General features: G+C 71.3%; 23 protein-coding genes, 1 pseudogene and 1 riboswitch. Of the genes and pseudogenes, 15 read left to right on the top strand and 9 right to left on the bottom strand.

Annotated elements, in window-relative coordinates; all coding sequences use genetic code 11:
- The first annotated feature begins 48 nt into the window (after positions 1-48).
- Positions 49-378, top strand: coding sequence for a zf-HC2 domain-containing protein (locus CFW40_RS03035; protein ID WP_088796272.1), 330 nt, complete (start codon positions 49-51; stop codon positions 376-378).
- A 215-nt stretch (positions 379-593) separates the two neighbouring features.
- Here the strand turns inward: CFW40_RS03035 and CFW40_RS03030 are convergent, their stop codons facing one another.
- Entirely contained in the window at positions 594-1,400 is an 807-nt protein-coding gene (locus CFW40_RS03030) for a PE-PGRS family protein (protein ID WP_088796271.1), read from the bottom strand.
- Positions 1,401-1,580: 180 nt separating this feature from the next.
- Between CFW40_RS03030 and CFW40_RS03025 the strand changes: the two are divergent.
- Positions 1,581-1,880 (top strand): annotated as a pseudogene (locus tag CFW40_RS03025) (LysR family transcriptional regulator); the annotation flags it as partial.
- Positions 1,881-1,983: 103 nt separating this feature from the next.
- Here the strand turns inward: CFW40_RS03025 and CFW40_RS03020 are convergent.
- On the bottom strand, positions 1,984-2,199 hold the full coding sequence (locus tag CFW40_RS03020) for a ferredoxin (protein ID WP_088796270.1): 216 nt from the start codon (positions 2,197-2,199) through the stop codon (positions 1,984-1,986).
- Positions 2,200-2,203: 4 nt separating this feature from the next.
- Entirely contained in the window at positions 2,204-3,394 is a 1,191-nt protein-coding gene (locus tag CFW40_RS03015; RefSeq protein WP_088796269.1) for a cytochrome P450, read from the bottom strand.
- A 113-nt stretch (positions 3,395-3,507) separates the two neighbouring features.
- Between CFW40_RS03015 and CFW40_RS03010 the strand changes: the two genes are divergently transcribed.
- From CFW40_RS03010 to CFW40_RS03000, 3 genes are all read left to right on the top strand, one after another.
- Positions 3,508-4,140, top strand: a complete 633-nt coding sequence (locus tag CFW40_RS03010; RefSeq protein WP_088796268.1) for a TetR/AcrR family transcriptional regulator — start codon at positions 3,508-3,510, stop codon at positions 4,138-4,140.
- A gap of 164 nt (positions 4,141-4,304) precedes the next feature.
- Complete coding sequence (locus CFW40_RS03005) at positions 4,305-4,718, top strand: hypothetical protein (RefSeq protein ID WP_088796267.1); 414 nt, start codon at positions 4,305-4,307, stop codon at positions 4,716-4,718.
- Between the two features lie 848 nt (positions 4,719-5,566).
- The gene (locus CFW40_RS03000) at positions 5,567-6,874 is read left to right on the top strand and encodes a benzoate/H(+) symporter BenE family transporter (RefSeq protein ID WP_088796266.1); all 1,308 of its coding nucleotides are present in this window, start codon (positions 5,567-5,569) and stop codon (positions 6,872-6,874) included.
- A 218-nt stretch (positions 6,875-7,092) separates the two neighbouring features.
- Here CFW40_RS03000 and CFW40_RS02995 read toward each other — a convergent pair whose 3' ends face one another.
- The 3 genes from CFW40_RS02995 to CFW40_RS02985 form a co-directional block, all read right to left on the bottom strand.
- Entirely contained in the window at positions 7,093-8,397 is a 1,305-nt protein-coding gene (locus tag CFW40_RS02995; protein WP_088796265.1) for a flotillin family protein, read from the bottom strand.
- Between the two features lie 103 nt (positions 8,398-8,500).
- Positions 8,501-8,722, bottom strand: a complete 222-nt coding sequence (locus CFW40_RS02990; RefSeq protein WP_088796264.1) for a hypothetical protein — start codon at positions 8,720-8,722, stop codon at positions 8,501-8,503.
- A gap of 133 nt (positions 8,723-8,855) precedes the next feature.
- Positions 8,856-9,188: a hypothetical protein gene (locus CFW40_RS02985; protein ID WP_088796263.1), complete on the bottom strand. Its 333-nt coding sequence runs from the start codon at positions 9,186-9,188 to the stop codon at positions 8,856-8,858.
- A gap of 162 nt (positions 9,189-9,350) precedes the next feature.
- Here CFW40_RS02985 and CFW40_RS02980 point away from each other — a divergent pair, with 162 nt between their 5' ends.
- Positions 9,351-10,409, top strand: coding sequence for a hypothetical protein (locus tag CFW40_RS02980; RefSeq protein ID WP_088796262.1), 1,059 nt, complete (start codon positions 9,351-9,353; stop codon positions 10,407-10,409).
- A 49-nt stretch (positions 10,410-10,458) separates the two neighbouring features.
- Positions 10,459-10,547, top strand: a riboswitch (ZMP/ZTP riboswitch).
- Positions 10,548-10,567: 20 nt separating this feature from the next.
- Positions 10,568-11,422: a bifunctional 5,10-methylenetetrahydrofolate dehydrogenase/5,10-methenyltetrahydrofolate cyclohydrolase gene (locus CFW40_RS02975; protein ID WP_088796261.1), complete on the top strand. Its 855-nt coding sequence runs from the start codon at positions 10,568-10,570 to the stop codon at positions 11,420-11,422.
- A 588-nt stretch (positions 11,423-12,010) separates the two neighbouring features.
- Here CFW40_RS02975 and CFW40_RS02970 read toward each other — a convergent pair.
- A complete protein-coding gene (locus CFW40_RS02970) occupies positions 12,011-13,174 on the bottom strand; it encodes an NAD(P)/FAD-dependent oxidoreductase (protein WP_088796260.1) in 1,164 nt (387 codons plus the stop codon).
- Positions 13,171-13,491, bottom strand: a complete 321-nt coding sequence (locus tag CFW40_RS02965) for a bifunctional 3-phenylpropionate/cinnamic acid dioxygenase ferredoxin subunit (protein WP_088796259.1) — start codon at positions 13,489-13,491, stop codon at positions 13,171-13,173. The genes CFW40_RS02970 and CFW40_RS02965 overlap by 4 nt, the downstream gene beginning before the upstream one ends.
- A gap of 284 nt (positions 13,492-13,775) precedes the next feature.
- On the opposite strand from CFW40_RS02965, the gene CFW40_RS02960 reads away from it, so the two are divergent.
- The 5 genes from CFW40_RS02960 to CFW40_RS02940 all read left to right on the top strand — a co-directional run bounded on the left by CFW40_RS02960 (position 13,776) and on the right by CFW40_RS02940 (position 20,963).
- Entirely contained in the window at positions 13,776-14,861 is a 1,086-nt protein-coding gene (locus tag CFW40_RS02960; protein ID WP_088796258.1) for an S-(hydroxymethyl)mycothiol dehydrogenase, read from the top strand.
- A gap of 47 nt (positions 14,862-14,908) precedes the next feature.
- Positions 14,909-17,401 (top strand): FAD-dependent oxidoreductase, encoded by a 2,493-nt coding sequence (locus tag CFW40_RS02955; RefSeq protein ID WP_088796257.1) that lies wholly within the window; start codon positions 14,909-14,911, stop codon positions 17,399-17,401.
- A gap of 71 nt (positions 17,402-17,472) precedes the next feature.
- Complete coding sequence (solA, locus tag CFW40_RS02950; protein WP_088796256.1) at positions 17,473-18,633, top strand: N-methyl-L-tryptophan oxidase; 1,161 nt, start codon at positions 17,473-17,475, stop codon at positions 18,631-18,633.
- 10 nt (positions 18,634-18,643) lie between these two features.
- Positions 18,644-19,816, top strand: coding sequence for an aromatic ring-hydroxylating dioxygenase subunit alpha (locus CFW40_RS02945; RefSeq protein WP_088796255.1), 1,173 nt, complete (start codon positions 18,644-18,646; stop codon positions 19,814-19,816).
- A 331-nt stretch (positions 19,817-20,147) separates the two neighbouring features.
- A complete protein-coding gene (locus CFW40_RS02940) occupies positions 20,148-20,963 on the top strand; it encodes a FadR/GntR family transcriptional regulator (RefSeq protein ID WP_088796254.1) in 816 nt (271 codons plus the stop codon).
- A 91-nt stretch (positions 20,964-21,054) separates the two neighbouring features.
- On the opposite strand, the gene CFW40_RS02935 is transcribed toward CFW40_RS02940, so the two are convergent.
- Complete coding sequence (locus CFW40_RS02935; protein WP_088796253.1) at positions 21,055-22,728, bottom strand: L-lactate permease; 1,674 nt, start codon at positions 22,726-22,728, stop codon at positions 21,055-21,057.
- A 213-nt stretch (positions 22,729-22,941) separates the two neighbouring features.
- Here CFW40_RS02935 and CFW40_RS02930 point away from each other — a divergent pair, with 213 nt between their 5' ends.
- The 3 genes from CFW40_RS02930 to CFW40_RS02920 are packed head-to-tail and all read left to right on the top strand — an operon-like array spanning position 22,942 to position 25,912.
- The gene (locus CFW40_RS02930) at positions 22,942-23,709 is read left to right on the top strand and encodes a (Fe-S)-binding protein (protein WP_088796252.1); all 768 of its coding nucleotides are present in this window, start codon (positions 22,942-22,944) and stop codon (positions 23,707-23,709) included.
- Complete coding sequence (locus CFW40_RS02925) at positions 23,706-25,277, top strand: lactate utilization protein B (protein WP_088796251.1); 1,572 nt, start codon at positions 23,706-23,708, stop codon at positions 25,275-25,277. The genes CFW40_RS02930 and CFW40_RS02925 overlap by 4 nt, the downstream gene beginning before the upstream one ends.
- Positions 25,274-25,912, top strand: a complete 639-nt coding sequence (locus CFW40_RS02920; protein WP_088796250.1) for an LUD domain-containing protein — start codon at positions 25,274-25,276, stop codon at positions 25,910-25,912. The genes CFW40_RS02925 and CFW40_RS02920 overlap by 4 nt, the downstream gene beginning before the upstream one ends.
- Positions 25,913-26,075 lie beyond the last annotated feature (163 nt).

Below are 26,075 nucleotides of genomic sequence, written 5' to 3'. Positions count from 1 at the left end.
CCGCGACCGCCCCTCGCCGCACCGCCGTGCTTCGGGGAGGATGGACGCATGCTCTGCTCGCGCATCCGTACGGCACTCTCCGCCCGCCTCGACGGCGAGGAACTGCCTCCCGGGCTCACCCCCGGCCGGCTCGACGACCACCTGGCCGGCTGCCGGGACTGCCGACGGTGGGACGCACAGGCAGGGGCCCTGACGACCGGCCTCGACCGCGCCGCCACCCACCCGGCGGACGACCCGGCGGCTGCCGCGTCGCTGCTCGCCCGACTGCGTGCGGTCTCCGCGGGACCGGAGATCTCCGGCATGGCGGACCTCGGGAGGGGAGACGCTGGTACGGCGGGTACCGGGACGGCGGACACCGGCGGTACACCCGCCGGTTGACGCGGTGGCCGGCGGGCGCCCGCCTCCGTCGGCCGGCGCGCCGGGAAGGGACGCGGGCGGCAGTGCCACCGGCGTCCGGACAGGAATCATCATCTGGAGTCCTTCGCATGATCCGGTCGCCGCGCGCGGCGGGGACCGGTGAAGTCGGAGCCGGGACGTCGTCGGGGTGCGCTCGGCACCCGGCCGTCCGCCGGCTCTGGAGTTCGTCCGTGCTGTCAGCCGACAGCCGGCTCCTGCGGTGGGCCCCGCAACGACCTCGTATACGCCAGCAGCAACTGCCGCACCGCACGCCGCGGCTCCTGCCGGGCGGCGCGGACGGCGGGCCGCGGATCGGGCAGCAGGATCCGCAGGACGAGCACCAACGGCGCGAACAACCAGGCCGAAAGGCTCCGTACGAGCTGGAACGCCGCCCGCTCGCCACCCCACAGCCACCCCGCGCTGAGCAGGGCGACCAGCAGGTGGGCTGCCAGCATGCCGGTGGCACTGCCGTGCATCCCCGGCATCTGACCCGCGTGAGCCATGCCGCTCATGGCGTCCATGCCGCCGCTCATGGAGCCCATGTGGCCCATGTGCTCCGTGTGCCCCATGCCGGCCATGTCCCGCAGCCGGCTCGCGCGGTCCATCGAGGGCAGGGCCGCCATCTGCTGATGCATCAGCTGGATCAACCGGGCGCTGCCGTGCCCGGAGAGTCGCGTCCCGTCCGCCCCGCACAGCCAGGTCTCCGCCCACCGGCGCGCGAGTGAGCTCTCACCCCCACCGGAACGGGCGACCGCCTGGCCCAACGAGAAGGCACTGTGCAAGGCCGCCTGGGTGCCGACGGTCAGCAACGCCACGAGCAGCGGCCCGCGTTCCCGGCCCGCGCAGCACCAGGCACCGGCCGCGGTCCCCACCCCGGCGACGAGCAGCATCCACGCGGGTACCACGGCATCCGACATCACCATGTGCCCCAGCGCGGCGAGCAGCACACACACCACCGCGAACACCGCGGCGCGTAGCCCCCTGAGAACCTGCCCCGCATCCATGACAGGCCCATCGTCGCACCCCTGCCCCGCAGCCGAGCGAGAGGGGCCCCGACGTGCACCGCCCGCCGACCGAGGAATGCGTGTCCGTGTCCCCGGCAATCACGAAGGCCGGACGAGGCAGTCGGGGTAAACCTGGCAAAGCGCACCCCGCCCGAACAGACACGACAGGCACGACGGACACGTCTGTCCGCCACCCCCGTGCAGCCGATCGCCTCGGCGGACGTCGCCCGTGCCGTAGCCGACGTGGCCGTCGGCAGCCCCCTGCGCGGTATCCACAGCGTCGCCGGTGCCGACGTCTTCTCGCTGGACGAACTCGGCAGGCTCACCCTCGCCGCCCGTGGCGACCGGCGCACCGTCACCACGGACAACAGCGCCGGAATGTTCGCGGCCGTCCCCGGCGACGCCCTCCTCGCCAAGGGCGACGCCCATATCGCTCCCACCCGCTACCGGGACTGGGTCAGCGGCGGGGACCGGCTCTAGGTGCCATCCTGCCCCGGCAGTGGGCCGCTCCGGGATGCAGTGCACCCGCATCCCGGAGGAGCCCGGTCGCCGGCCCCAGGAGGTTGGCGGCACCTCCCTCTCCCTACGGCCGGGGCCCGATGACCCTTTCTCCGTCCCGTACGGTGATCGCGACGGCCGGACAGACATCGGCGGCGTCCAGCGCGCGTTCGTCCTCGTCGATCCGCTCCTTGAGCGGACGGGCGTGCTCGCCGTCCAGGGCGAAGAGGTCCGGCGCGATGGCGGCGCACGACCCCGAGGCCATGCACTGCCCGGGGTCGATCTCCAGCTTCCAGGTCATTCGTTCACCACCCCACCGGCATGACCCGCGGGCCGCGCACCAGCATTTCGCTCTTCCACACCACATCGCCCGCCAGCCGCAGTTCCGGGAAGCGGGTGATCAGGGCGATCAGCGCCTCCTGGAGTTCCAGCCGGGCCAGCGGCGCGCCCAGACAGTGATGGACCCCGTGACCGAACCCGAGGTGCTGGGTTCCGGCCCGCGAGATGTCCAGCGTCCCCGGTGAGTCGAAACGCAGGGCATCCCGGTTGGCCGCGCCCACCGCCACCAGGACCGGGGTGCCGGCCCGCACCAGCGTCCCGCCGACCTCGACGTCCTCCGTCGCGTAACGGGGCTGGCTCGCACCGCTGCCGAGCGGTACGAAACGCAGGAGTTCCTCCACGGCCTGGCCGATCAGCTCCGGCTTTTCGCGCAGCAGGGCGAGCTGGCCCGGGTGGTCCAGCAGCGCCAGCACGAAGTTGGGAATCTGAGTGGCGGTGGTCTCGTGCCCGGCTACCAGGATGCCGACGCAGAGGTCGACGAGTTCGAGTTCGGACAGCCGGTCGTTGACGTCCCGGGCGTCGATGAGCGCCGTCATCAGATCGTCCTGTGGCGCGCGCCGGTGCTGCTCGATCAACTGCCGCATGTAGGCGCGGAGTTCTTCTTGATTGGCGTCGAATTCCGCCGCGGTGAGGGAACTTGTCGACAGGGCGGCGTCACTCCAGACCCGGAACCGCGGCCGGTCCTCGGCCGGGACACCGAGCAGGCGGCAGATCACCGCGACGGGGATGGGCAGCGCGTAACGGTCCACCAGGTCGGCGGGCGGCCCGGCCGCCGCGAGCTCGTCGAGCAGGTCGTTCGCCAGTTGCTTGACCTGCGGCCTGAGCTTTTCGACCTGCCGGACGGTGAACGCCTTGGCCACCAGGGTGCGCAGCCGGGTGTGGTCGGGCGGGTCCATGCCCAGGATGCCGCTGTCGCGCTGCCCTTCGGACTGCCGGGGCTCGTCGTGCCGGACGGCCTCGGCGCGGCTGAAGCGCTGATCGCCGAGGACGAACCGGGCCTCGGCGTACCGGGTCACGAGCCAGGCCGGCTCGCCGTACGTCATCCGGACTTTCAGCAGCCCCGGACGGTTGCGGGCGTGCTCGTACTCCTCGGCAAGCTCAAGGCTCTCGGGGACATTGAAGGGGTAGGAGAGGGGTGCTGTGTCGGCTGTGGTCAAGGTGACCTCCCTTGTGTAAGCACCTGCTTACATAAGGTAGGACGCCCCCCTCGGGCCGGTCAACGATCGATTGTGGCCGTCATCCTGACGGGCCAACGGAGAGGAGCGTGGCGATGGCCAAGTCCCCGCAGCACGGCGCGGAGAGCGCATACCGCCGTAGCGCAGAGGGCACCCGGCTGCGGTTGCTCGATGCCGCGTCGGAGCTGTTCGCCGAGCGCGGCTACGAACGGGCGACAGTGCGCGACATCGCGTCCCGCGCCGGGGCCAATCAGGCCCTGCTGTTCCGTTACTTCGGCTCGAAGCGGGCCCTGTTCGGGGAAGTCATGGCACGTGGCGGCCATGAGCAGCTGCGCACCACCCCCGCCGAGCGGCTGTTCGAGGTCGCCCTGCGCGGCATGCTGGCCGGCGGCGGAAAGGAGGGCACCGACCGCTCGCTGGAGGTGTGCCTGCGCTCCATCGGCGGCAGCGACGAGATCGCGGAGGCGCTGCGGGGGCTGGGGGAGGAGTACGCGGCGGTGCTCGCCACGCTCTCCGATTCCGATACCGGGACCTTGCGGGGCGATCTGGCGCTGTCCTGGCTGCTGGGAATTGGCCTGATGCGTGTGGTGGTCGGCAAGGAGCCGCTGGCGAGCGCCGACCCCGACACGGTGTGCCGGCTCGTGGTGGGCGCCCTGGGCGGCCTGTTGGAGAGCCTGCCGCGGACCGACGGGGCGGTGGCCGGGGAGAGCGGCCGGATTCCGGAGTGAATCAGGAGGGCCGCGGCGTGGGCTGTTGGAGTGCGTGCCGCGTTCCGGTGCGTGCTGCGTTCCAGTGATGCTGCGGCGGGTCGCGGGTCGAAGGAAAGAACCACCCTTATTGTCACTTTTGCAGAGAATATTCTTTTTCTGCAGAGTCGAGTGAAGGTGGGAACATGCACCCTTCGATCCCTCGCGGCCTCGCCGTGGCCGGCCTGGCCGCGGCTGCCCTGGTGGTGCCGACGGCAGGCGTCGCCACCGCCGCAACCCCGGTCCCCAGCAGCTCACAGAGCGCCAAGTGCTTCTCGCGCCACTGCGACAGGGGCCACTACGGCGACCGGCACCACAACCGGCACCACAACCGCCACCACGGCCACGGTCGCGGCCAGGGCCGTTTCGGTCACGGTGGCCACGACGGCTACGACGACTACGGCCAGGTCGGCGCCCGTGACGACGGCTTCGGCCGTGACAGCGGCTATGAGCGCGACGGCTTCGGGCGTGACGGCAACGGGCGTGACGGATCGGGCGCGGGCAGGAACGGTCTGGGCAAGGACGGGCTGCTCGGCCTCGGCCTGCTCGGCCTCCTCTAGGAACCGCCGGCTGATCGAGCGGAGGGCCCGGGATCGTGATCCCGGGCCCTCCGCATGCCGTGTCACATGCCGTGTCACATGCCGTTTTCCGCCGGTCTCCGTGGCGTGAGCGGGCCTGAGGCGGCGGCGGGTGCGGCGGGTGTGCGACCCGGCGGGAGCGCCCGGTCAATGGGGAGGAATGTATTCCGCCCGGCAGCCCCGCCGCATTTCAGCGTTCAACGTTTTTGGATTTCGGTGAATCGTTGTCACCAGACGTGCGGAGTGGCAGGATTGCGCTGTCACATCGCGAATGGGGGATTTGCGACCAACGCGGACGGGGGAGGAACGACCCCTTCTGCGGAGAGCGCACCTGACCCGTGCGCCGGCCAACAAGCCCATGGGTAACTCGCCACTGCGAGTGCACTTGCTTTGTGCTGCCCATTTTCCATGGTTTGGATTCTGGTCCAGCGCGACGCACGGGTGCTGGACGTCGGGCCGGAATACCCCTACGCAAGGCATCTCAGGAACCTGTCTGAGAAGGGGGGAGTCTGTCTTATACTCAGCTTCGGGACGGTCGCGGGAGAAACGGCCCGTCAGGTCTCCGTGTCGATGGGGGGAGGCGTTCCCGGAAAGGTGCGCGGCGCCTTCCAGGCCGGTCACAGGAATCCGAAGACTTCATCATTCCGGACAGCCGCCGCCTCCCCTACTTCCCACAAAAAAACCGGACTCCCGGATCACTGCACTGCCCGCATTCCCGGGCGAGGTCCGCAACTCCTCTTCCGGGAAATGTCGTTGAACGACCCGGAGAGCCCCACAGACCTCGTTGCCGACCTCGAACAGGCCCGTGAAAAGGCCGCTAAGGACAACCGTTGAGTTCCAGGACGCCCACCCCCCACCCCGAGGCCGCACCGCCGGACTCCTCCTCGCAGACCGGCGCCACGGGACCGGAAGGTACCGACGCACCCACGGCCGCCGGGCCGGACCGCCGCCCCGGCTTCTTGCGTGACGTCTCACTGTCCGCCGTACTGGCAGGCTTCGTCGCCGTCGTCGTGTCGTACTCGGGCCCGCTCGTCATCGTGCTCGCGGCGGCCTCCGCCGGGCATCTCGACACGGCCCAGACCAGCTCCTGGGTATGGGCCATCTCCATCGGCAGCGGCCTGACCTGCATCGGGCTGAGCCTGCGCACCAAGATGCCGGTGATCACCGCATGGTCGACACCGGGCGCGGCCCTGCTGGTCACCAGCCTGGGGGCCTACTCCTACGCGGAAGCCATCGGGGCCTTCCTGATCACCGGCCTGGTGATCACCCTGGTCGGCCTGACCGGCGTGTTCGGGTGGCTGATGCGGCAGGTGCCCACCGCCGTCGTCTCCGCCATGCTCGCCGGCATCCTGTTCTCGTTCGGCACCGGCGTCTTCACCTCCCTCAAGACCGCACCCCTCATAGCCGGTTCCGTCCTGCTCGCCTATCTCCTGGCGAAGCGGTGGCTGCCCCGGTACGCCGTACTCGTCGCCCTGGCGGCGGGCGTCCTCGCCAGTGCGGCAAGCTCCCGGCTGGACATCCACCTGGACCGGATCGAGCTGGCCAAGCCGGTCCTGACGACCCCGGACTTCTCGCTCGCCTCCCTCATCGGCATCGCGGTGCCCATGATCCTGGCGACGCTCGCCTCGCAGAACGCACCGGGCATGGCGGTACTCACCGCGTCCGGCTACCGGCCCAAGGACCGCCTCCTGATCGGTTCGACGGGCCTGGTCTCCACACTGCTGGCCCCCTTCGGCTCGCACGCCATCAACCTCGCGGCGATCACGGCCGCGATCTGCACCGGCCCGGAGTCCCACCGCGACCCCCGGCGCCGCTACGTGGCCGGAGTCTCCTGCGGAGCGTTCTACCTCCTCATCGGGGCGTTCGGCTCGACGCTGGTGGTGCTCTTCGCGGGACTGCCCAAGGAACTGGTCGCGGCGGTCGCCGGAGTCGCGCTGCTCGGCGCCCTGGCCGGCGGCCTGACCGGCGCGGTGAAGGAGGAGAAGGACCGCGAGGCGGCCCTGATCACCTTCCTCGCCACCGCCTCCGGCGTCACCCTCTTCGGCATCGGCTCCGCCTTCTGGGGACTGCTCTTCGGGGTCATCGCCCATCTCGCCCTGACCCGGTGGCGCGGTACGTCCGAGAAGTCCGCGGCCTGACCCGAGCCGCCGTTCACCGACGTCCGACGTCCGGCGCCGCGCCGGCCGGACGCGGCAAGGCCGACGGGCACGGCAAGGCCGACGGGCACGGCAAGGCCGACGGGCACGGCAAGGCCGACGGGAGCCGACGGGCGCCGGACACCCTCCGTATCCGGCAGCCCGCGTCGCCCGGCAGGCCTGGCCCCATCCGCCGTACGGCAGACGGGATTACGGGAAGATCAGCCGGAGCCGGAGCCGGAGCCGGAACTGGAGCCGGAGCCGGAGCCGGAGCCGGAGCCGGAGCCGGAACCGGAACCGGGCCCGGCACCGTCCCGCTTCAGATTCGTCACCTTCTGCGGCAGCCGCCCCGCACCGTCGGCGAGCGGGGGAGCCGAGCCGGGCGCGGTGGTCCCGTTCTTCAGGCTGTCGAGAATGGCCAGCCCCTCGCCGACGATGCCGGAGGCGATCTCATTGATCCCGTCGGTGCCGTTGAGGACGGTGAGCCGGGAACCGGACAGGCCCTCGGCCGCCGCCTTGGCGAGGGCGGGAAGGTTCTCGATGGTGCGATTGGCGGCGATCAGCTCCTGGTTGCCGTCCCGCAGCGAGCCCGCGAGGGCCGTGTTCGCGTCGGCCCGGGCCTGGGCGACCGCCCGTTCGCTGTAGGCGCGGGCATCCGCCTCGAAGCGGACCTGGTCACGCTGCGCCTCCGCCAGGGTGCGCAGCCGGTAGGCCTCGGCGTCCGCCGGGCGGCGCACCTCGGCCTCCAGCCGCTGGGCGGCGAGCGAGGCCTGCCGCTGGGCCAGCGCGGTCTGCTCCTCGATGACCTCCTGCGAGGCCCTGGCCTGCGACAGCGGGCCCGCCTGGGCGGCGCGGGCATTGGACTGCTCGGTCTCGGCGAGGAAGCCGGCCCGCTTGATCGCGGTGTCCCGCTCGTACTCCGCCTTCAGGGCCGCCGCCTGCTGCTCCCGCTCGGTGGCTTCCTGGTCGGCCTTTGCCTGCGCGATGCGGGCCGCGCTGGCGACCGCCGCGGCGTGCGGGGCGGCGAGATTGGTGATGTAGCCGGAGGTGTCGGCGATCTCCTGGATCTGCAGGGCGTCGACGACGATGCCCAGCTTCTCCATCTCGGAATGGCTGCCGTCCTTGACCTCCTGAGCGACCCGGTCCCGTTCCCGGATGATCTGTTCGACGGTCAGCCCGCCGACGATCGAGCGCAGGTGACCGGCGAAGATCCGGCCCACCAGCTCTTCCATGGTGGCCTGCTCGTCCAGGAAGCGGCGCGCGGCGTTGGCGATCGACGTCTGGTCGTCACCGACCTTGAAGACGGCGACCGCCCTGACCCCGATCCGGATGCCCTGCTGGGTGACGCAGTCCTCGGAGATCTCCGCCTCCCGCAGCGACAGCGCCAGCACGCTCGCCTTCTGCTTGACGGGCATGACCCAGCAGCCGTGGCCCGTGACGATACGGAATTGGGCGTCCCCGGTCCGGCGCTTCGAGCCGGAGATCAACAGCGCCTCGTTCGGCGCAGGAACATGCCAGAACAACATCGGAAGGCTCCTGGTCCGTTGCGACCGGCCCCGGCCGGTGTGCGGGGGCGGCCACGGGAAGGGAGTACTCGGGCGGCCGGCCGCGCTCTTCGGGACGGCCCGGTCACCCGGGCAGCGGCGCGACGATCACCGACCGCGCCGAGGTGTGGTCCACCACGATGACCTGGGTATGACGGGCGATGGGCTCGCGGGACCAGGCGGCGAAGGCCTCGGTTCCGCCGCGTACGGGCAGCAGCACCTCGCCGGGGCCGTCGGCCGGGATGGATACGGTCACCCGCCCGATCACACCGATCGGGCTGAAGTCCGTGTCATCCGTTGCGCTCACCCGGGCTCCGTCGCTGGTCAAAGCCGCTGCCGGGGCAACATCCCGGCAGCGGGAAATCCTCGACAACTCAACGGTACTCCGGCCGGGGCGGCGCTCGCGGCCGCACTGCCGGAACCGACGGCGGACGCCTGATTCAGGCGTCGAGGCGGGCGGAACGGGCCGCGGGGACCTGCTTCCGCGACGGCAGCACATCGGGCGCGCGATGGGGCCGCAGCGCCGTGAGGGCGGTCTCGGTCTCCTCCATCAGCGCGCGGTAGGAGACCAGCCGCTGCCACTCCGGATCGGCAACCCCGGGCACGGTGGCGGCGCGGTCCGTCCACTGCTTCACCAGCCCTGCGTACACCGGTGTCTGCCGGAGGATGTCCGCGGTGATCCACCGCGGCATCTGCCCGGTGCGGGGGAGGGGGGTTCGTCCATGGCCTGCGACGGTGCCGCCTGCGACGGTGCCGGAAGAGGGGTCGCTCATGGCCGTAGAAACGATTCTTCCGCCCTGGGGTCACTGCGTATTTTTACCGCGGCCCGTACGTCTGGCGTGGAGGCAAGGGCGTATCTCTCTCGAATATCACCTTATGCAGTGATCTATAGCTGGGAAGCAGTCCAATCCGGGCGAGGAAACGTTGTCGCAGTCATGGAACCGAGGGAGTTGTGGGAGCGCCATGCCGTACTCGCACAGGCGTTTTGCAGCAGCGATGACGAGGTCCGCCGTACGCAGGGACTCCTCGACGAGGCCGAGGCCCGCCGCTCGCGGACCCTGGCCGCCTTCGCCGTGACCGTGGGCAGCGACGCGGTGGTGGCGGAGCTGCTCGGCCTGGACGAGCGCGAAGTGCGCCTGGCCCGCCGCACGGTGGGCAAGGAGGACGCCCGCGCGGTCGCCAAGAGCCTGCTCGCCCAGACCACACGCGAGCAGCCCGCCGCCCAGCAGACCGCCACGCCTCCCGCCGCGCCTCTCGCGACACCTCCCACGGCACAGTCCACGACGCCCCCCGCGGCGCAGCCCGTGGGCCCGGCAACGACACCGCCCGCTGCCGCCCCCCACGCTTCCCCTGCCCCCCAGCCCCACGAGCCGGCCTGGGCGCCGGCCCTGGACGCGGTCCTGATGAGCAGCTGGCACAGCGGAGTTGACCTCAGTGCCCTCGCCACCGAACTCGGGCTCGATGTCCGGCTCCTTGTGGCACGCGCACAACAGCTCGCCGCCGAGAGCCGTCCGGTGCAGACCCCGCCGCCGGACCGTTTGGGCCGGCACCGCCGGCTGGCCCACCTCCCGCCCGCCCAGCAGCACGAGAGCACTTCGTCGACCTGGCGCGAGCGACCACAGCAACCCCCACGCGAGCCCTACGAGCAGGAGCCCTGGAAACAACAGCCGTACCAGAACTACCGGGACCAGCAGGAGTACCAGGACTACCAGGAGTACCGGGTGTACGAGGAGCATCCACAGCAGCACCCGCAGCACGTACAGCAGCACCCGCAACACCTGCCGAACCACCAGCAACAGCTACAGCAGAACCAGCAAAACTCACCGCACCAGCACCACTCACCGCATCAGCAGTATCAACAGGCCTCCCATCCCACCTGGGACGCCAACGCCATCACCGCCGCCCAGCACGACTGGGATGGCATCCTCAGCCAGTGGGAAGCCACCACCTCCCCCACGCCGCCGCTCTCCGCCCCTGGCCAAGGGGGTGTGTGACGGGGCCGGCTTCCCCGGGGCCACGGCGTCCGGACGTCGATTAGAGTGGGCGCCGGGCCGTGACTGGCGCTTGGGTGGAGTACCACCGGGGAGCGGCTCGGCCACTCCTGGCCGGTGCCGCGCGCCTGGGCGATCCGACACGACGCTCAGGAGCACCGATGACCCCGACCGCCCGCCTCATGGACGGCAGCGCACTGGCCCGCCGTATCGTCGAACAGGCCGCGGAACGTGCGGCGGACCTCACCCGGCAGACCGGCACGCCCCCGTGTCTGGCCACCGTACTGGTGGGCGACGACCCCGCCTCGGTGACGTACGTCCGCATGAAGCGGGCCCGTTGCGAGAAGGCCGGGATCCGTTCCCGGCACGTCGCGCTCCCCGCCGCCACCACGACCGCCGAGCTGGTCGACACGATCACCGCACTGTCGAACGACCGCGATGTCCACGGCATCCTGCTCCAGCACCCGGCCGGGCCGCACATCGACGAGCGCGCCGCCTTCGAGGCCATCGCCCCCGAGAAGGACGTCGACGGCGTCACCTGCCACTCCTTCGCCGCGATGAGCTTCGGTCTGGACGGCTTCGCCTCCTGCACGCCCGGCGGCATCCTCCGCCTCCTGGATCACTACGACGTCGACCTGGCCGGCAAGCATGCCGTCGTGGTCGGGCGCAGTGCGATCCTCGGCAAGCCCGTCGGAATGCTGCTGCTCGCCCGCAACGCCACGGTCACCTATTGCCACTCCCGCACCACCGACCTCGCGTCGATCACCCAGGACGCCGACGTCCTGGTCGCCGCCGTGGGGCGGCCCCAATTCCTGCGCGGCGAACACCTCAAGCCCGGGGCCGTCGTGATCGACGCCGGCTCCAACCCCGGCAACGTCGGTGACGTGGACTTCGACTCGGCGCGTACCCGCGCCTCCCTGATCACCCCCGTCCCCGGCGGCGTCGGCCCGATGACCATCGCCACCCTGCTCACCCAGACCGTCGACGCGGCTGCCGTCCAGATGACGGCAAGTTGACCGACACCGTTTCGCTGCGCTTTGCCTAGGTCCGTTTTCGGCTTTCGCGTCGTTGCGCGTGCGCCTGGCGGCGGGCCGTGCCGCTGCGCGGGGCGGGGTCCGCTGCGCGGGGCTGTCGGGGTGCGGTGACGGGCCTGCGCGGGTGGGTGTCCGGACTGCTTCGCTTACGCTCCGCTGCGCTCCGCCTTTGCTCTTTCTTGGAGCCTTCGGAAGCAAAGCCCGGCACCCCACCCGCTCCGGCCCGTCCCCTCCCGTTGGGGGGTGGGAAGAAGGCCGGTGGGGGTGTACCTGAATGGTCCGGTGCACCTTGTCGGCACGAGGAAATCGGCTACCACCGTGGCCAGCCCCCTCTGACGTTCACTTACTCCCCCACGGGAGGGGACGGGCCGGAGGGGCAGGGGTGTGGGACGTAAAGCGAAGCAGTCCCACACCCCTGCCCCGGAGGGCCGTCACCGCACCCACAGCCCCGCGCAGCGGACCCCGCCCGCCGCAGGCGAACGGCGGGCGCACCGCGCAGCGGGCGAAAAACGGCGAGCAACCCCCACGGCGGGAAAGCCGAAAACGTGGGCAGCGGCCACGCCTCAAGCGTCACGGTGGGACAGCCGAAAACATTTCGCGGCGCAAGCGCATGAACGGACGCGGGCGGTTGAGGGCGAGCACCGCGGTCGTGCGTCCGTCGCGCTCGTAACAGGCGAGGAAGCTGCGGTCGTCGGGGGAGCCTTCGAGGATGCGCGGCGTGTCGGTGGGCAGCCGGCGGCCGGCGAACTGGAGGCGTACGCCGTACTGGTCGGACCAGAAGTACGGCAGGCTGTGGTGGGTGGCGACGGTGCTGCCGGCCAGCAGGTTCTGTGCGGCGACGGCGGCCTGCTCGGTGGCGCTGGTCCAATGCTCGGCGCGGACGCCGTTCACCCGGGCGACGTCGCCGACGGCCACGACGGCGGGCAGCGGGGTGACGCAGCCCGCGTCGCACAGCACCCCGTCGTCGAGCGGCAGGGGGGAGTCCGCGAGCCAGTCGGTGTTGGGACGTACCCCGATGCCGGTGACGACCACCTCGGCGGGGAGCAGCCGGCCGTCGCTCAGCTCGACCCCGGTGACGCGGTTTTCGGTGCCGCCGCTGTGCAGCCGGGCGACACCGGTGCGGGTGAGCAGGGTGACACCGTGGTCCGCGTGCAGGGCGGAGCAGATCTCGGCCATGGCGTGGCCGAGTTGGGGGACGAGGGGGAGTGGGGCGGCCTCGACCACGGTGACGTCATGGCCGAGGGCGGCGCAGGAGGAGGCGACCTCGGCGCCGATGAAGCCGCCGCCGATCACCACGACCCGGACCGGCGCCGAGGACAGATCCGCACGGAGCGCCTGGGCGTCGTCGAGGGTGCGCAGGGTGTGGGCTCCGGCGGGCATCGGGCCGGGCAGCAGGCGCGGGGTGGCGCCGGTGGCGAGGACCACCCCGTCGGTGGTCAGGGAGCGGCCGCCGTCGAGCAGCACCGTGCGCCCGCCGGTGTCGAGCCCGGTGGCCCGGGTGCCCAGCAGCCATTCGGCGTCCAGTTCGGCGATCTCCTCGGCGTCGGCCAGGGCCAGTTGGCCCTGGCCGGTGGTGGCGCCGGTGAGGAAGTCCTTGGACAGCGGGGGCCTGTCGTAGGGGCGGTGGCACTCGTCCCCGACGATCACCAGGCGGCCGTCGAACCCCTGGGAACGCAGGGCCCGCGCGGTGTACAGGCCCGCCAGCGAGGCCCCGATGACAGCGACCGACTTCATGCGGCGGTGCCCTCCTCGGCGGCGTGGTGGACGTAGATCATGCCGTCCTGGACGGTCACGGGATGGGTGCGCACGGCCCGGCGGGCGGGCAGGCAGGTCGCCGCTCCGGTGCGCAGGTCGAACGAGGCGGCGTGCAGCGGGCATTCGACCAGGCACCCTTCCAGCCAGCCGTCGGACAGCGAGGCGTCCTGGTGGGTGCAGGTGTCGTCGATGGCGTAGAGCTGCCCGTCGGTGTGGAAGACGGCGATCGGCGGTGCGGTGTCGATGCGTACGGACTCGCCGGTCGGCAGGTCGGCGAGAGGGCAGACAGGAATCACAGGACCCCCCTGTTACTTTTCGGTATCATCGAGTTTCGCGTTGCGCACGATGAAGCGCTATGCGCAACAGAATCCCGATGGTGGGCGGATGCGTCAAGCGCATCCCGAAATCGCCGAACGATGGCCGGAACAACGGAGTTCGCTCTTCCTGGCCGTGTGCGGGGGCGCGGCAAGTCCTTTGCCAAGAGTCGGGGTGTACCCCCTTGACGCTGCCGATCCGGCGTTCCCACTATGTCTCTCATCGCGCAACCAGTCGTGCACTGCGCAACACTGAGGGGTAGGGCATGCCACACGAAGTCCATGCCGTCGTCGCGGCGAAACAAGGCGCACCCGTCGAGCTGCAGACGATTCTGGTGCCGGACCCCGGTCCCGGAGAAGTGCTCGTCGCCGTACAGGCCTGCGGGGTCTGCCACACCGATCTGCACTACCGGGACGGTGCGATCAACGACGGGTTCCCCTTCCTGCTGGGCCATGAGGCGGCCGGTGTCATCGAGGCGGTCGGCCCCGGCGTGACCGCCCTCGCCCCCGGTGACTACGTGGTCCTCGCCTGGCGGGCGCCGTGTGGCACCTGCCGGTCCTGCCGCCGCGGACGGCCCTGGTACTGCTTCGACTCCGCCAACGCCACCCAGCGCATGACGCTGCGGGACGGCACCCCGCTGGCCCCCGCGCTCGGCATCGGGGCGTTCGCCGAGAAGACCCTGGTCGCCGCCGGACAGGCGGTCAAGGTCGACCCCCACGCCCGCCCCGAAGCCGCCGGTCTCATCGGCTGCGGGGTGATGGCCGGGTACGGCGCGGCCGTGCACACCGGCGCGGTGGGCAGCGGGGACACCGTCGCTGTCATCGGCTGCGGCGGGGTGGGCAACGCGGCGATCGCCGGGGCGTCGGCCGCCGGGGCGCGCCGGGTCATCGCGGTGGACATCGACGACCGGAAGCTGGACGGCGCGACCCGTTTCGGGGCCACCCATACCGTCAACTCCCGTGGCACGGACCCCATCGAGGCGGTGCGCGGCCTGACCGGCGGCCATGGCGCGGATGTGGTGATCGACACGGTCGGCCGCCCCGAGACCTACCGGCAGGGGTTCTTCATGCGCGACCTCGCCGGGACCCTGGTCCTGGTCGGTGTCCCCGACCAGGACATGCGGATCGAGCTGCCGCTGATCGATCTCTTCTCGCGCGGCGGCGCCCTGAAGTCCTCCTGGTACGGCGACTGCCTGCCCAGCCGCGACTTCCCCGTGCTCATCGACCGCTACCTCAGCGGACGGCTCGACCTCGACGGATTCGTCACCGAGACGATCGCCCTGGACGAGGTGGAGTCCGCGTTCGACAAGATGCGCGACGGCCGGGTACTGCGCTCCGTCGTGGTCATCTGACGGCGTACCGCCCGCCGCCGACCACCCCGACCAGCAGGAGGAGGGTCATGTCCCGCACGCCCGCACACCGTTCCCGTGTGGTTGTCATCGGTGCCGGCATCGTCGGCTGCTCGCTCGCCGACGAGCTGACCGCCCGCGGCTGGACCGAGGTCACCGTCCTCGACCAGGGCCCGCTGCCGGCCCCCGGCGGCTCCACCTCGCACGCCCCCGGCCTGGTCTTCCGGACCGGCCCGTCCAAGACCATGACCGAGTTCGCCGCCTACACCGTCAAGAAGTTCAGCTCCCTGGAGGTGGACGGGCTGCCCTGCTTCCACCCCGTCGGCGGCCTGGAGATCGCCACCACCGAGGCCCGCTGGGCCGATCTGCACCGCAAGGCCGGACTCGCCGCCTCCTGGGGCGTACACGGTGAACTGCTCTCCCCGCAGCAGTGCAAGCGGCTGTGGCCGATGCTCGACGAGACCGTGCTGTACGGCGGTTTCCACACCCCCGACGACGGACTGGCCCGCGCGGTGCTCGCCTGCCGCGCCCAGATCACCCGGGCCGAGAGCCGCGGTGCCCGCTTCCTGGAGCGGCACACCGTCACCGGCATCGAGCGGGAGGACGGCCGCGTCACCGGTGTCGTCACCGACCGCGGTACCTTCCCCGCCGACCACGTCGTCTCGGCCGCCGGGTTCTGGGGCCCGGTGATCGGCGCGATGGCCGGGGTGGACGTACCGCTGCTGCCGCTGGCCCACCAGTACGCCACCACCGAGCCGCTGCCCGAGCTCGACGGGGTGGGCGATCCCCGTAGCGAGGCGAGCAAGCCCATCCTGCGCTTCCAGGACCGCGACCTCTACTTCCGCGAGCACACCGACCGGATCGGCATCGGCTCCTACGCCCACCGCCCGATGCCGGTCGACCCCTTCACCGTCCCCGCCTTCGACAAAGCTCCCCTGATGCCGTCCTCGCTGCCCTTCACCGAGGACGACTTCGCCCCGAGCTGGCAGGACAGCATCCAACTGCTGCCCGCCCTGGGCGCCTCGCGGGTGGCCGAGGGCTTCAACGGCGTCTTCTCCTTCACCCCCGACGGCATGCCGGTCCTCGGCGAATCCCGTGAACTGCGCGGATTCTGGCTCGCCGAGGCGGTCTGGGTCACCCACTCGGCGGGCGTCGCCAAGGCCGTCGCCGAGTGGATGACGGACGGTCGGCCGGGAATCGACATTCACGAGTGCGACCTGTACCGCTTCGAGGACGCCCAGCGCTCGCCCGCCTACGTCGCCGACCGCGGCGCCCAGAGCTTCATCGAGGTCTACGACGTCATCCACCCGCTGCAGCCCATGGAGCAGCCGCGGCCGCTGCGCACCAGCCCCTTCTACCCACGGCAGCAGGAGCTCGGCGCGTACTTCCTGGAGGCCGGCGGCTGGGAGCGCCCGCACTGGTACGAGGCCAACGCCCCGCTCGCCGAGGGGCTGGACCTCCCCGAACGCGACGCCTGGTCCGCCCGCTACTGGTCGCCGATCGCCGCCGCCGAGGCCAGGGCCACCCGCGAGAAGGTCGCCCTGTACGACATGACCCCGCTGCGCAGGCTGGAGGTCACCGGGCCCGGCGCCCTCGCCTTCCTCCAGCGCATGACCAGCAACAACCTGGCGAAGAAGCCGGGCGCGGTGACCTACACCCTGCTCCTGGACGAGACCGGCGGCATCCGCTCCGACCTCACCGTCGCCCGGCTGGCCCCCGACCGTTTCCAGGTCGGCGCCAACAGCGCAGCCGACCTCGACTGGCTGCTGCGGCACGCCCCGGACGGGGGCCCCTCCCGCTCGAGCGAAGCCGAGAGTGGGGGAGTACGGGTCCGTGACATCACCTCCGGCACCTGCTGCATCGGCGTCTGGGGCCCGCTCGCCCGCGACCTGGTCCAGCCGCTCACCCGCGATGACTTCTCCCACGAGGCCTTCGGCTACTTCAGGGCCAAGCAGACCTACCTCGGCCATGTCCCGGTCACCGCGCTGCGTCTCAGCTATGTCGGCGAGCTCGGCTGGGAGCTGTACACCACCGCCGACCTGGGACTGCGGCTGTGGGACACGCTCTGGGAGGCCGGCCGGGAGCACGGGGTGATCGCCGCCGGGCGCAGCGCCTTCAACAGCCTCCGGCTGGAGAAGGGTTACCGCTCCTGGGGCCATGACATGACCACCGAGCACGACCCGTACGAGGCCGGTGTCGGCTTCGCCGTCCGCCCCGCCAAGGGCGACTTCCTCGGCCGGGACGCACTTCAGGGCCGCAGCGAGGAGACCGTGGCGCGCAAGCTCACGTGCCTCACCCTCGACGACCCCGAGGCCATCGTCCTCGGCAAGGAACCCGTCCATGTCGATGGCTCCCCGGCCGGCTATGTCACCTCCGCCGCCTACGGCTACACCCTCGGCCGGGGCATCGCCTACGCCTGGCTGCCGGCCGCCGCGGCAGCCCCCGGCACGCCCGTCCACATCGAATACTTCGGCGAGAAGATCCCGGCGACCGTTGCCCGGGAACCGCTCTTCGACCCGCAGATGGCACGCATCCGCAGGTAGAGGTAGTACCAGGGCCCGTCCATGACCCACCGGTGATCCGCTCGTCCCCCGTACGCAGAAGGAGCAACCGCATGGCTCCCACCTACGACGTCATCGTCCTCGGCCTCGGCGGCATGGGCAGCGCCGCCGCCCACCACCTCGCCGCCCGCGGCGCCCGGGTCCTGGGCCTGGAGAAGTTCGGCCCGGTGCACCACCGAGGCTCCAGCCACGGTGGTTCCCGTATCACCCGGCAGTCCTACTTCGAGGACCCCGCTTACGTACCGCTGCTGCTGCGCTCCTACGAGCTGTACGAGAAGCTGGAGCGCGAGACCGGCCGCGAGATCGCCACCCTCTGCGGCGGGGTGATGATCGGCCGCCCCGACAGCCGCACCGTCGCCGGCAGTCTGGCCTCCGCCCGCCAGTGGGACCTCCCGCACGAGATGCTCGGCCCCGAGGAGATCCGCCGCCGCTTCCCGACCCTCACCCCCGCCGAGGACGAGGTCGCGCTGTACGAGGCACGGGCGGGCCTGGTCCGGCCGGAGTTCACCGTCGCCGCGCAGCTCCAGCTGGCCGGCCGGGACGGTGCCGAGCTGCACTTCGAGGAACCCGTCACCCGCTGGGAGGAGCTGCCCGGCGGCTCGGGGGTCCGCGTCCACACCCCCGAAGACACCTACACCGCGGGCCAGTTGGTGATCTGCCCGGGAGCCTGGGCACCCCAGCTGCTCACCGATCTGGGCGTGCCGTTCACCATCGAACGGCAGGTCATGTACTGGTTCGCCCCCGATGGCGGTACCGCGCCCTTCGTCCCCGAGCGGCACCCGATCTACATCTGGGAGGACGACCGGGGCGTGCAGGTCTACGGCTTCCCGTCGATCGACGGCCCCGGCGGCGGCGCCAAGGTCGCGTTCTTCCGCAAAGGCACCGTCTGCACCCCGGAGACCATCGAACGCACGGTGCACGACCACGAGGTACGGGCCATGGCCGACCAGATGCGCCCCCGCATCCCCGCCCTCCCCGGCCGCTTCCTCAAGGCCGCCACCTGCATGTACTCCAACACTCCCGACGAGCACTTCGTGATCACCCGGCATCCCGCCCACCCGGAGACCGTGACCGTCGCCTGCGGATTCTCCGGACACGGCTTCAAGTTCGTCCCCGTGGTCGGCGAGATCGTCGCCGACCTCGCACTGACCGGGGCCACCGCGCACCCCATCGAGCTGTTCGACCCCCGCCGGCCCGCCGCCGCGGCCGCTTGAGGAGACCGCCATGACGACCACCCACACCGAGTCCGCCCCGGCCGCGGCCACTCCGCCCGCGGCCGATGCCTCCCCGAGCCTGATCGCCACCCTCGCCGGCCACTACTACACCGACCCCGGCATCTTCCGCCAGGAACAGGAGAAGATCTTCGAGCGGCTGTGGTTCTGCGCGGTCCGCAGCGCCGACCTGGGAAAGCCGGGCGCCTTCCGTACGGTCCGGATCGGCCGGGAGAGCGTGCTGATCACCCGTAACCGCGCCGGAGAGCTGCGCGCCTTCCTCAACATCTGCCGGCACCGCGGCGCGCAGCTGTGCACCGAGGAGTCCGGCGAGGTCCGCCGCAACCTCCAGTGCCCCTATCACGCCTGGACCTACGACCTCGACGGCCGTCTGGTGGCCGCCCCCAACCTGCAGAGGATGCCGGACATCGACCGCAGCGAACGCGGTCTGGTCACCGTCCCGCTGCGCGAATGGCTCGGCTACGCCTGGGTGTGCCTGGCCGACGAGCCGCCGTCCTTCGAGGACACCGTGGTCGGCGCGGCCGTCGAGCGGCTGGGCGACGCCGCCTGCCTCGACCGCTACCGCACCGAAGGGCTTGCCCTCGGCAAGCGCCTCACCTATGACGTGCGTGCCAACTGGAAGCTCATCATCGAGAACTTCATGGAGTGCTACCACTGCGGCACCATCCACCCCGAACTCACCGAAGTCCTCCCGGAGTTCGCCGACGGGTTCGCCGCCCAGTACTACGTCGGCCATGGCGCGGCCTTCTCCGAGGAGGCCACCGGATTCACCGTGGACGGCACCGAGGGCTTCGGCCGGCTGCCCGGTATCGACGACGCCCAGGACCGCCGCTACTACGCGATCACCGTCCGGCCGCAGGTGTTCGTCAACCTCGTCCCCGACCATGTCATCGTCCACCGGATGTTCCCGATGGCCCCCGACCGCACCGTCGTCACATGCGACTGGCTGTATCTGCCCGAGGTCGTCGACTCCGGTGCCGATCTCTCCAAGTCCGTCGAGCTCTTCCACCGGGTCAACTCCCAGGACTTCGACGCCTGCGAGCGCACCCAGCCCGCGATGAGCTCGCGCGCCTACCGTGCCGGCGGGGTGCTGGTGCCCAGCGAGCACCACATCGGCGCCTTCCACCACTGGGTCACCGACTGCCTGGGGGAGACGCGCGCCTGAGCTGTTCGGCCGGTCCGCCGGGGCCACCTGGACGACGACCGGCCGAGCGAGAGGTCACCGGCCCGGCCGCGCCAGGTGCGGGCCCGCCGGATGTCGCGGACCATCCCGGCGAACTCGTGGTAGTTGGCCTTCAGCGGGGGAGGCGGCCGACGCGCCCCCTCGGCCCGCGGCCCGCGCGGCGCGAACGCCGCGGCGATCACCACGACCGGAAGCTGGATGACGCACCCATGGTTGCGCAACCATGGGTGACTACCGCTGGTACGGTCCGACCACACGCTCTGTGTGACATAGTTCTGGCAAGGGAGCACGGGGCCGAGCCGGGGAGTGGTGGATGTCTGCCGAATGGCGACCTGTACGGCAGTCGCGCACACATGAGCTCGTCCTCGAACGCATCGAGGAGCGGGTGCTCGCGGGCGAGCTGAAGGCCGGGGACCGGTTGCCGCCCGAGCGCGAGCTGGCACCGGTACTCGGAGTCAGCCGGTCCGCGCTGCGCGAGGCGCTGCGGGTGCTGGAGACGATCGGGGTACTGGTCGCGCAGGCGGGCCGCGGGCCGGACGCGGGAGCCCGGATCGTACGGAACCCGGACGACGCGCTGGGCCGGCTGTTGCGTCTGCACTTCGCCCTGGGGAGCTACAGCCTGCAGGACGTGCTGGAGGCCCGGGTGGTGCTGGAGCGTTCCAGCTTCGAGGCGGCCGCGGAGCACGCTCCGGCACAGGACCTCGACGAGGCCGAAGCGCTCCTGACGCGGATGCAGGAGCCCGGGGTGGGGGTTGACGACTTCAACGACCTGGACACCCGGTTCCATGTCGCCATCGCCCGTAGCTCCGGCAATCAGCTCACCTCCACCCTCACCTCGGCCGTGCGGGAGTCGGTGCGTCCGCTGATCCTGCGGGCGCTGGAGACGGCGGAGGACTGGCCGGCCACGGCGGGTGCGCTGAACGCCGAGCACACCGAGCTGCTGCGCCTGGTGCGCGCGGGCAAGGGCGCGAAGGCCGCCGACCTGGTCGAGGCGCATATCCGCGGTTTCCACGGGACGTTGGTCGACGAGAAGCCCCAGGCCGACGGGGCGGACCAGGCGGGCGAGGCGGACGACGCGGACCGGGCGGACGAGGCGGGCGACGCGGCCGAGACGGCCAGGGAAGGCTGAGCCGGCAGGGCTGAGTCCCCAGGCCAGGGGACCGAATTCGCACCCGAGGGGGACAGGGCGGGCCACCCCGCCCCGCCCCCCGCCGGTCCCCCTACGGCACCATCCACGACAGCACCGGCAGCGACTGCAGCGCGACCAGGACGCACAGGACCGCCAGCATCGCGATGCTGTAGCCGACGACCTTGCGCAGCAGGATTCGCTCGGTGCCCGGTCGTTCCACCGCGGTCGCCGCGATGGTCAGGTTCTGCGGGCTGATGAGTTTGCCGACGACACCGCCGGTGGTGTTGGCGGCCACCAGCAGCGTCGGGTCGATGCCCGCGGCCTTCCCCGCGGTCTGCTGGAGCGTGGCGAACAACGCGTTCGACGAGGTGTCCGAGCCGGTGACGGCGGTGCCGAGCCAGCCGAGCACCGGGGAGAGCACGGCGAAGAAGCCACCGGTGGCGGCGAGCCAGGTGCCGATCGCGAGGGTCTGGCCCGACTGGTTCATCACGTAGCTCAGGGCCAGGACGGTGGCGACCGTGGCGATGGCGGTCCGCATGTTCCGCACGGTGCGCCCGGCGCAGGCCAGGCCTGTGCGCGCGGTCATCGGGAAGTTGTCGGAGTCCTTCGCGCGGCTGTAGATCAGCATCACGAGGAGACCGGAGAGGAGGAGCAGGGAGCCGGGATTGGCCAGGACCTCCAGCTTGTAGACCGCGCTGCCCGCGGGGGAACCGTCGGCGGCCAGGAGGTTCCCGTACAGGCCGGGCCAGTTGAGCTGGAGGGTGGCGGCGCCGAGCAGCCGCGGCATGTCCAGTCCGCCGATGCGGAGCTTGGCGAGGGCGAAGACCGCGATCACCAGGAGGTACGGCAGGACGGCGAGACCGGCGCGGCGGCCGGTCAGCGGTTCGGCCTCGACGCGGGAGCGCTGGTCGTCCGGCGTCGTGGGGGACCAGAAGCGCAGCATGACCACGGCGGCACCGAAACCGGCGAGCGCGGCGACGACATCGGTGAGCTCGTACGCGAAGTGGGACGAGCACCAGAACTGGGCGAGGGCGAACACCGATCCGGTGACCACGGCGATGGGCCACAGCTGGCGCAGCCCGCGGCGCCCGTCGACGAGGAAGAGCAGCAGCAGCGGGACGAAGAGGGCGAGCAGCGGGCTCTGACGGCCGATCACGCCGGCGAGGTCCCCGGCCGGTATGCCGGTCAGGGTGCCCGCGGTGGTGATGGGGATGGCCATGGCGCCGAAGGCGACGGGTGCGGTGTTGGCGACGAGGACGGTCACGGCCGAGGTGAGCCGCGGCAGCCCGAGCGCCATCAGCATCGCGGCGGTGATCGCGACGGGGGCACCGAACCCGGCGAGGGCTTCGAGGAGTCCGCCGAAGCAGAACGCGATGAGCATGGCCTGGATGCGCAGATCGCCGCGCCCGACGGAGTTGAAGGAGCGGCGCAGATCCTCGAAACGGTTGCTGACCACGGTGAGTTCGTAGAACCAGATGGCCGCGACCACGATCAGCATCACGGGGAAGAGGCCGAAGGCCAGACCCTGGGTGGCGGACAGGACGCCGAGGCGCAGGGGCATCCCGTAGCCGAGGACCGCGACCAGCAGCGCGGCCAGCAGGGCGCCGAGGGCGGAGTGCAGCGCGGGGCGCCGGGCCGCCATCAGCAGCACGAAGAAGGTCGCCAGGGGGACCAGGCCCAGTAGCGCGGTGGCGGTGAGGCTGTCCCCGACGGCGGCCACGTCAGGGGTGTAGGCCGCCAGGACGGCGGGCGGTGTGGTGGCCACGGAGTGCTCCTCATCGAGTCATCGAGTTCTGCGCGCCGTCCGGCCGGCCGAAGGTTCCGTGCCCGGCGGGAGCGGCGTGCCCGGTGGCTGAGAATCGGCCCTCAGTAGCCCACTGAAGATGTCCCATGTCAATAAGGTCGGACCAAACTGTGCCCTTACTTTTCTTCTTAGGTTCGAAGCGAGTATGGTCGGACCATAAGCGAGGGAGGTTCCATGCGCATCGCGCTCTTCGCCACCTGTCTGGGAGACACGCTCTTTCCGGAGGCGGTGAAATCCACCGCGGTCCTGCTGGCCCGTCTGGGGCACGACGTGGTGTTCCCGCCGCAGCAGACCTGCTGTGGCCAGATGCACGTCAACACCGGCTATCAGCGGGAGCCGGTGCCGCTGGTGCGGAACTTCGCCGAGCAGTTCGGCGACCCGTCGATCGAAGCGGTGGTGATGCCGTCCGGGTCGTGTGCGGGCTCGGTCCGCCATCAGCACGAGCTCGTCGCCGCACGGTACGGGGACGCCGCGCTGCGCGCGGGGGTCGCGGACGTGAAGACCAAGACGTACGAGCTGTCCGAATTCCTCGTCGACGTGCTCGACGCGACCGACGTCGGCGCGTACTTCCCCCACCGCGTGACCTACCACCCCACCTGCCACTCCCTGCGGCTGCTGCGGGTGGGCGAGAAGCCGCTGCGGCTGCTGCGCGCCGTCGAGGGCATCGACCTGGTGGAACTTCCCGAGGCCGACGCATGCTGCGGCTTCGGCGGCACCTTCGCGGTCAAGAACGCCGGCACGTCCTCCGCGATGCTGCGGGACAAGATGGACCACATCGCCGGCACCGGCGCCGAGGTGTGCACAGCGGGCGACTCGTCCTGTCTGATGCACATCGGCGGCGGTCTCTCACGCATCAAGTCCGGTACCCGGACACTGCACTTGGCGCAGATCCTCGCCGCCACCCGCACCGCGCCGCACGTCCTGACGGAGGCCGTCCGATGAGCACAACGACCGGTCCCTCGGCGCGCGGCACCTTCCTCGGTATGCCTGCCGTCCCCCCGCGCTCCCCGTACGGGACGGGCCATCTGCGGGGCGAACGCACCTTCCCCCGGGCCGCCCACGACGAGCTGGACAACGAGCAGTTGCGCCGCAACCTGGGCAAGGCCACCCACTCCATCCGCGCCAAGCGCCTGGACGTCACCGGTGAACTGCCCGACTGGGAGGCCCTGCGCGACGCCGGCTCGGCGATCAAGACCGACACCATGAACCGGCTGCCCGAGCTGCTGGAGCAGTTGGAGCGGAAGGTCACCGAGCACGGCGGCACCGTCCACTGGGCGCGCGACGGCATCGAGGCCAACGAGATCGTCACCCGGCTGGTCCGGCGGACCGGCAGCGACGAGGTCCTGAAGGTCAAGTCGATGGCCACCCAGGAGATCGGCCTCAACGAGCATCTGGAGAGCCAGGGCATCACCGCCCTGGAAACCGACCTGGCCGAGCTGATCGTGCAGCTCGCCGACGACCGTCCGTCCCACATCCTGGTCCCCGCGATCCACCGCAACCGCAACGAGATCCGGGAGATCTTCCTCCGCAAGATCCCCGGCGTCGACCCCGGGCTGGACGCCACCCCCGCCGAACTGGCCGCCGCGGCCCGCGCGTATCTGCGCGAGAAGTTCATGACCGCCACGGTGGCCGTCTCCGGCGCCAACTTCGGGATCGCCGAGACCGGCACCCTGTCGGTGGTCGAGTCCGAGGGCAACGGCCGGATGTGCCTGACCCTGCCCGAGACGCTGATCACCGTGATGGGCATCGAAAAGGTCCTGCCGCGCTTCCAGGACCTGGAGGTCTTCCTCCAGCTGCTGCCGCGCTCCTCCACCGGCGAGCGGATGAACCCGTACACCTCGCTGTGGACGGGCGTGACGCCGGGCGACGGCCCGCAGGACTTCCACCTCGTGCTGCTCGACAACGGGCGGACGGCGGCGCTCGCGGACACCATCGGGCGCGAGGCGCTGAACTGCATCCGCTGCTCGGCCTGCCTCAACGTCTGCCCGGTGTACGAGCGGACCGGCGGCCACGCCTACGGGTCGACCTATCCCGGCCCGATCGGCGCGGTGCTCACCCCGCAGCTCGCCGGTATGCACGCCGCCAAGGACGACCCCAACAGCTCGCTTCCGTACGCCTCCAGCCTGTGCGGAGCCTGTTTCGACGCCTGCCCGGTGAAGATCGACATACCGTCGCTGCTGGTCGAGCTGCGGCACCAGCACACCGAACAGTCGGGAACGACCGCGGAGAAGCTGGCGATGAAGGCCGCGGCCGGGGTCATGAAGCAGCCGAAGCTGTTCACGGCCGCACAGCGGGCGGCGGGGCTCGGGCGCGTGGTGGCGGGGCGGAACGGCACGTTCTCCCGTCTGCCGCCGCCGTTCCGGGGCTGGAGCGACAGCCGGGACACCCCGGCCCCGCCGAAGCAGTCCTTCCGCTCCTGGTTCGCCTCCGCCGACGGCGCGGCCGCGATGCGGGCGGCGGCGGAGGACGGCGCACGGCACAGCGACGACGATTCCCAGGAGGAACAGTGACCGCGACCGCACGGGAGACGGTGCTGCGACGCGTCCAGGACGCGCTGGCCCGCTCCGACCGGCCCGAGGTGACCGTCCCCCGCGCCTACCGCACCGGACGCGCCCTCCCCGACGGGGAACGGCTCGCCCTCTTCGTCGACCGGCTCGTCGACTACAAGGCACAGGTGCGCACCTGCACGGCCGGCACCACCGCGACGGTGATCGCCGAGGCGCTACGGGCACACGGCGCACAGACGGTCGGGGTCCCTCCGGGTCTCGATCCGGCCTGGGTGGCCGGGTGGGGCGGGGAGGTCCGCACCGATTCGCCCGACATTCCGGCGCCCCGGCTCGACGTGCTGGACGGGGTGGTGACGGCCTCCGCCGTCAGCTGCGCCGAGACCGGCACGATCTTCCTGGACGCCGCCGCGGCGGATCAGGGACGGCGCGCGTTGACCCTCGTCCCCGATCTGCATGTGTGCGTCGTCGACCTGTCGTCGGTGCGGACCGGTGTGCCGGAGGCGGTGGCATGCCTCCGGCCGGAGCACCCGACCACCCTGATCAGCGGCCCCTCGGCCACCTCCGACATCGAGCTGGAGCGGGTGGAGGGCGTGCACGGCCCGCGCGCCCTGGAGGTGGTGATCCGTACCGACGTATGAGCGGTGCGGGCTCCGGGGCCGGGCTCCGGCGGTGCGGGGCAGCGGCCGCGCCCGGGGAGCCGAGGGGACATATGGCGTTCCGTCAGGAACGGCGTGTACACGGCGCGTCGAGGCGGGCGCGCACCATGTAGCCTGCGCATACGTGTTGTATGCAATTTCCGGA

This window comes from Streptomyces sp. 2114.4 (genome assembly GCF_900187385.1).
GTDB lineage: Bacteria > Actinomycetota > Actinomycetes > Streptomycetales > Streptomycetaceae > Streptomyces > Streptomyces mooreae.
This window is presented reverse-complemented; position numbering and strand designations above follow the sequence as displayed.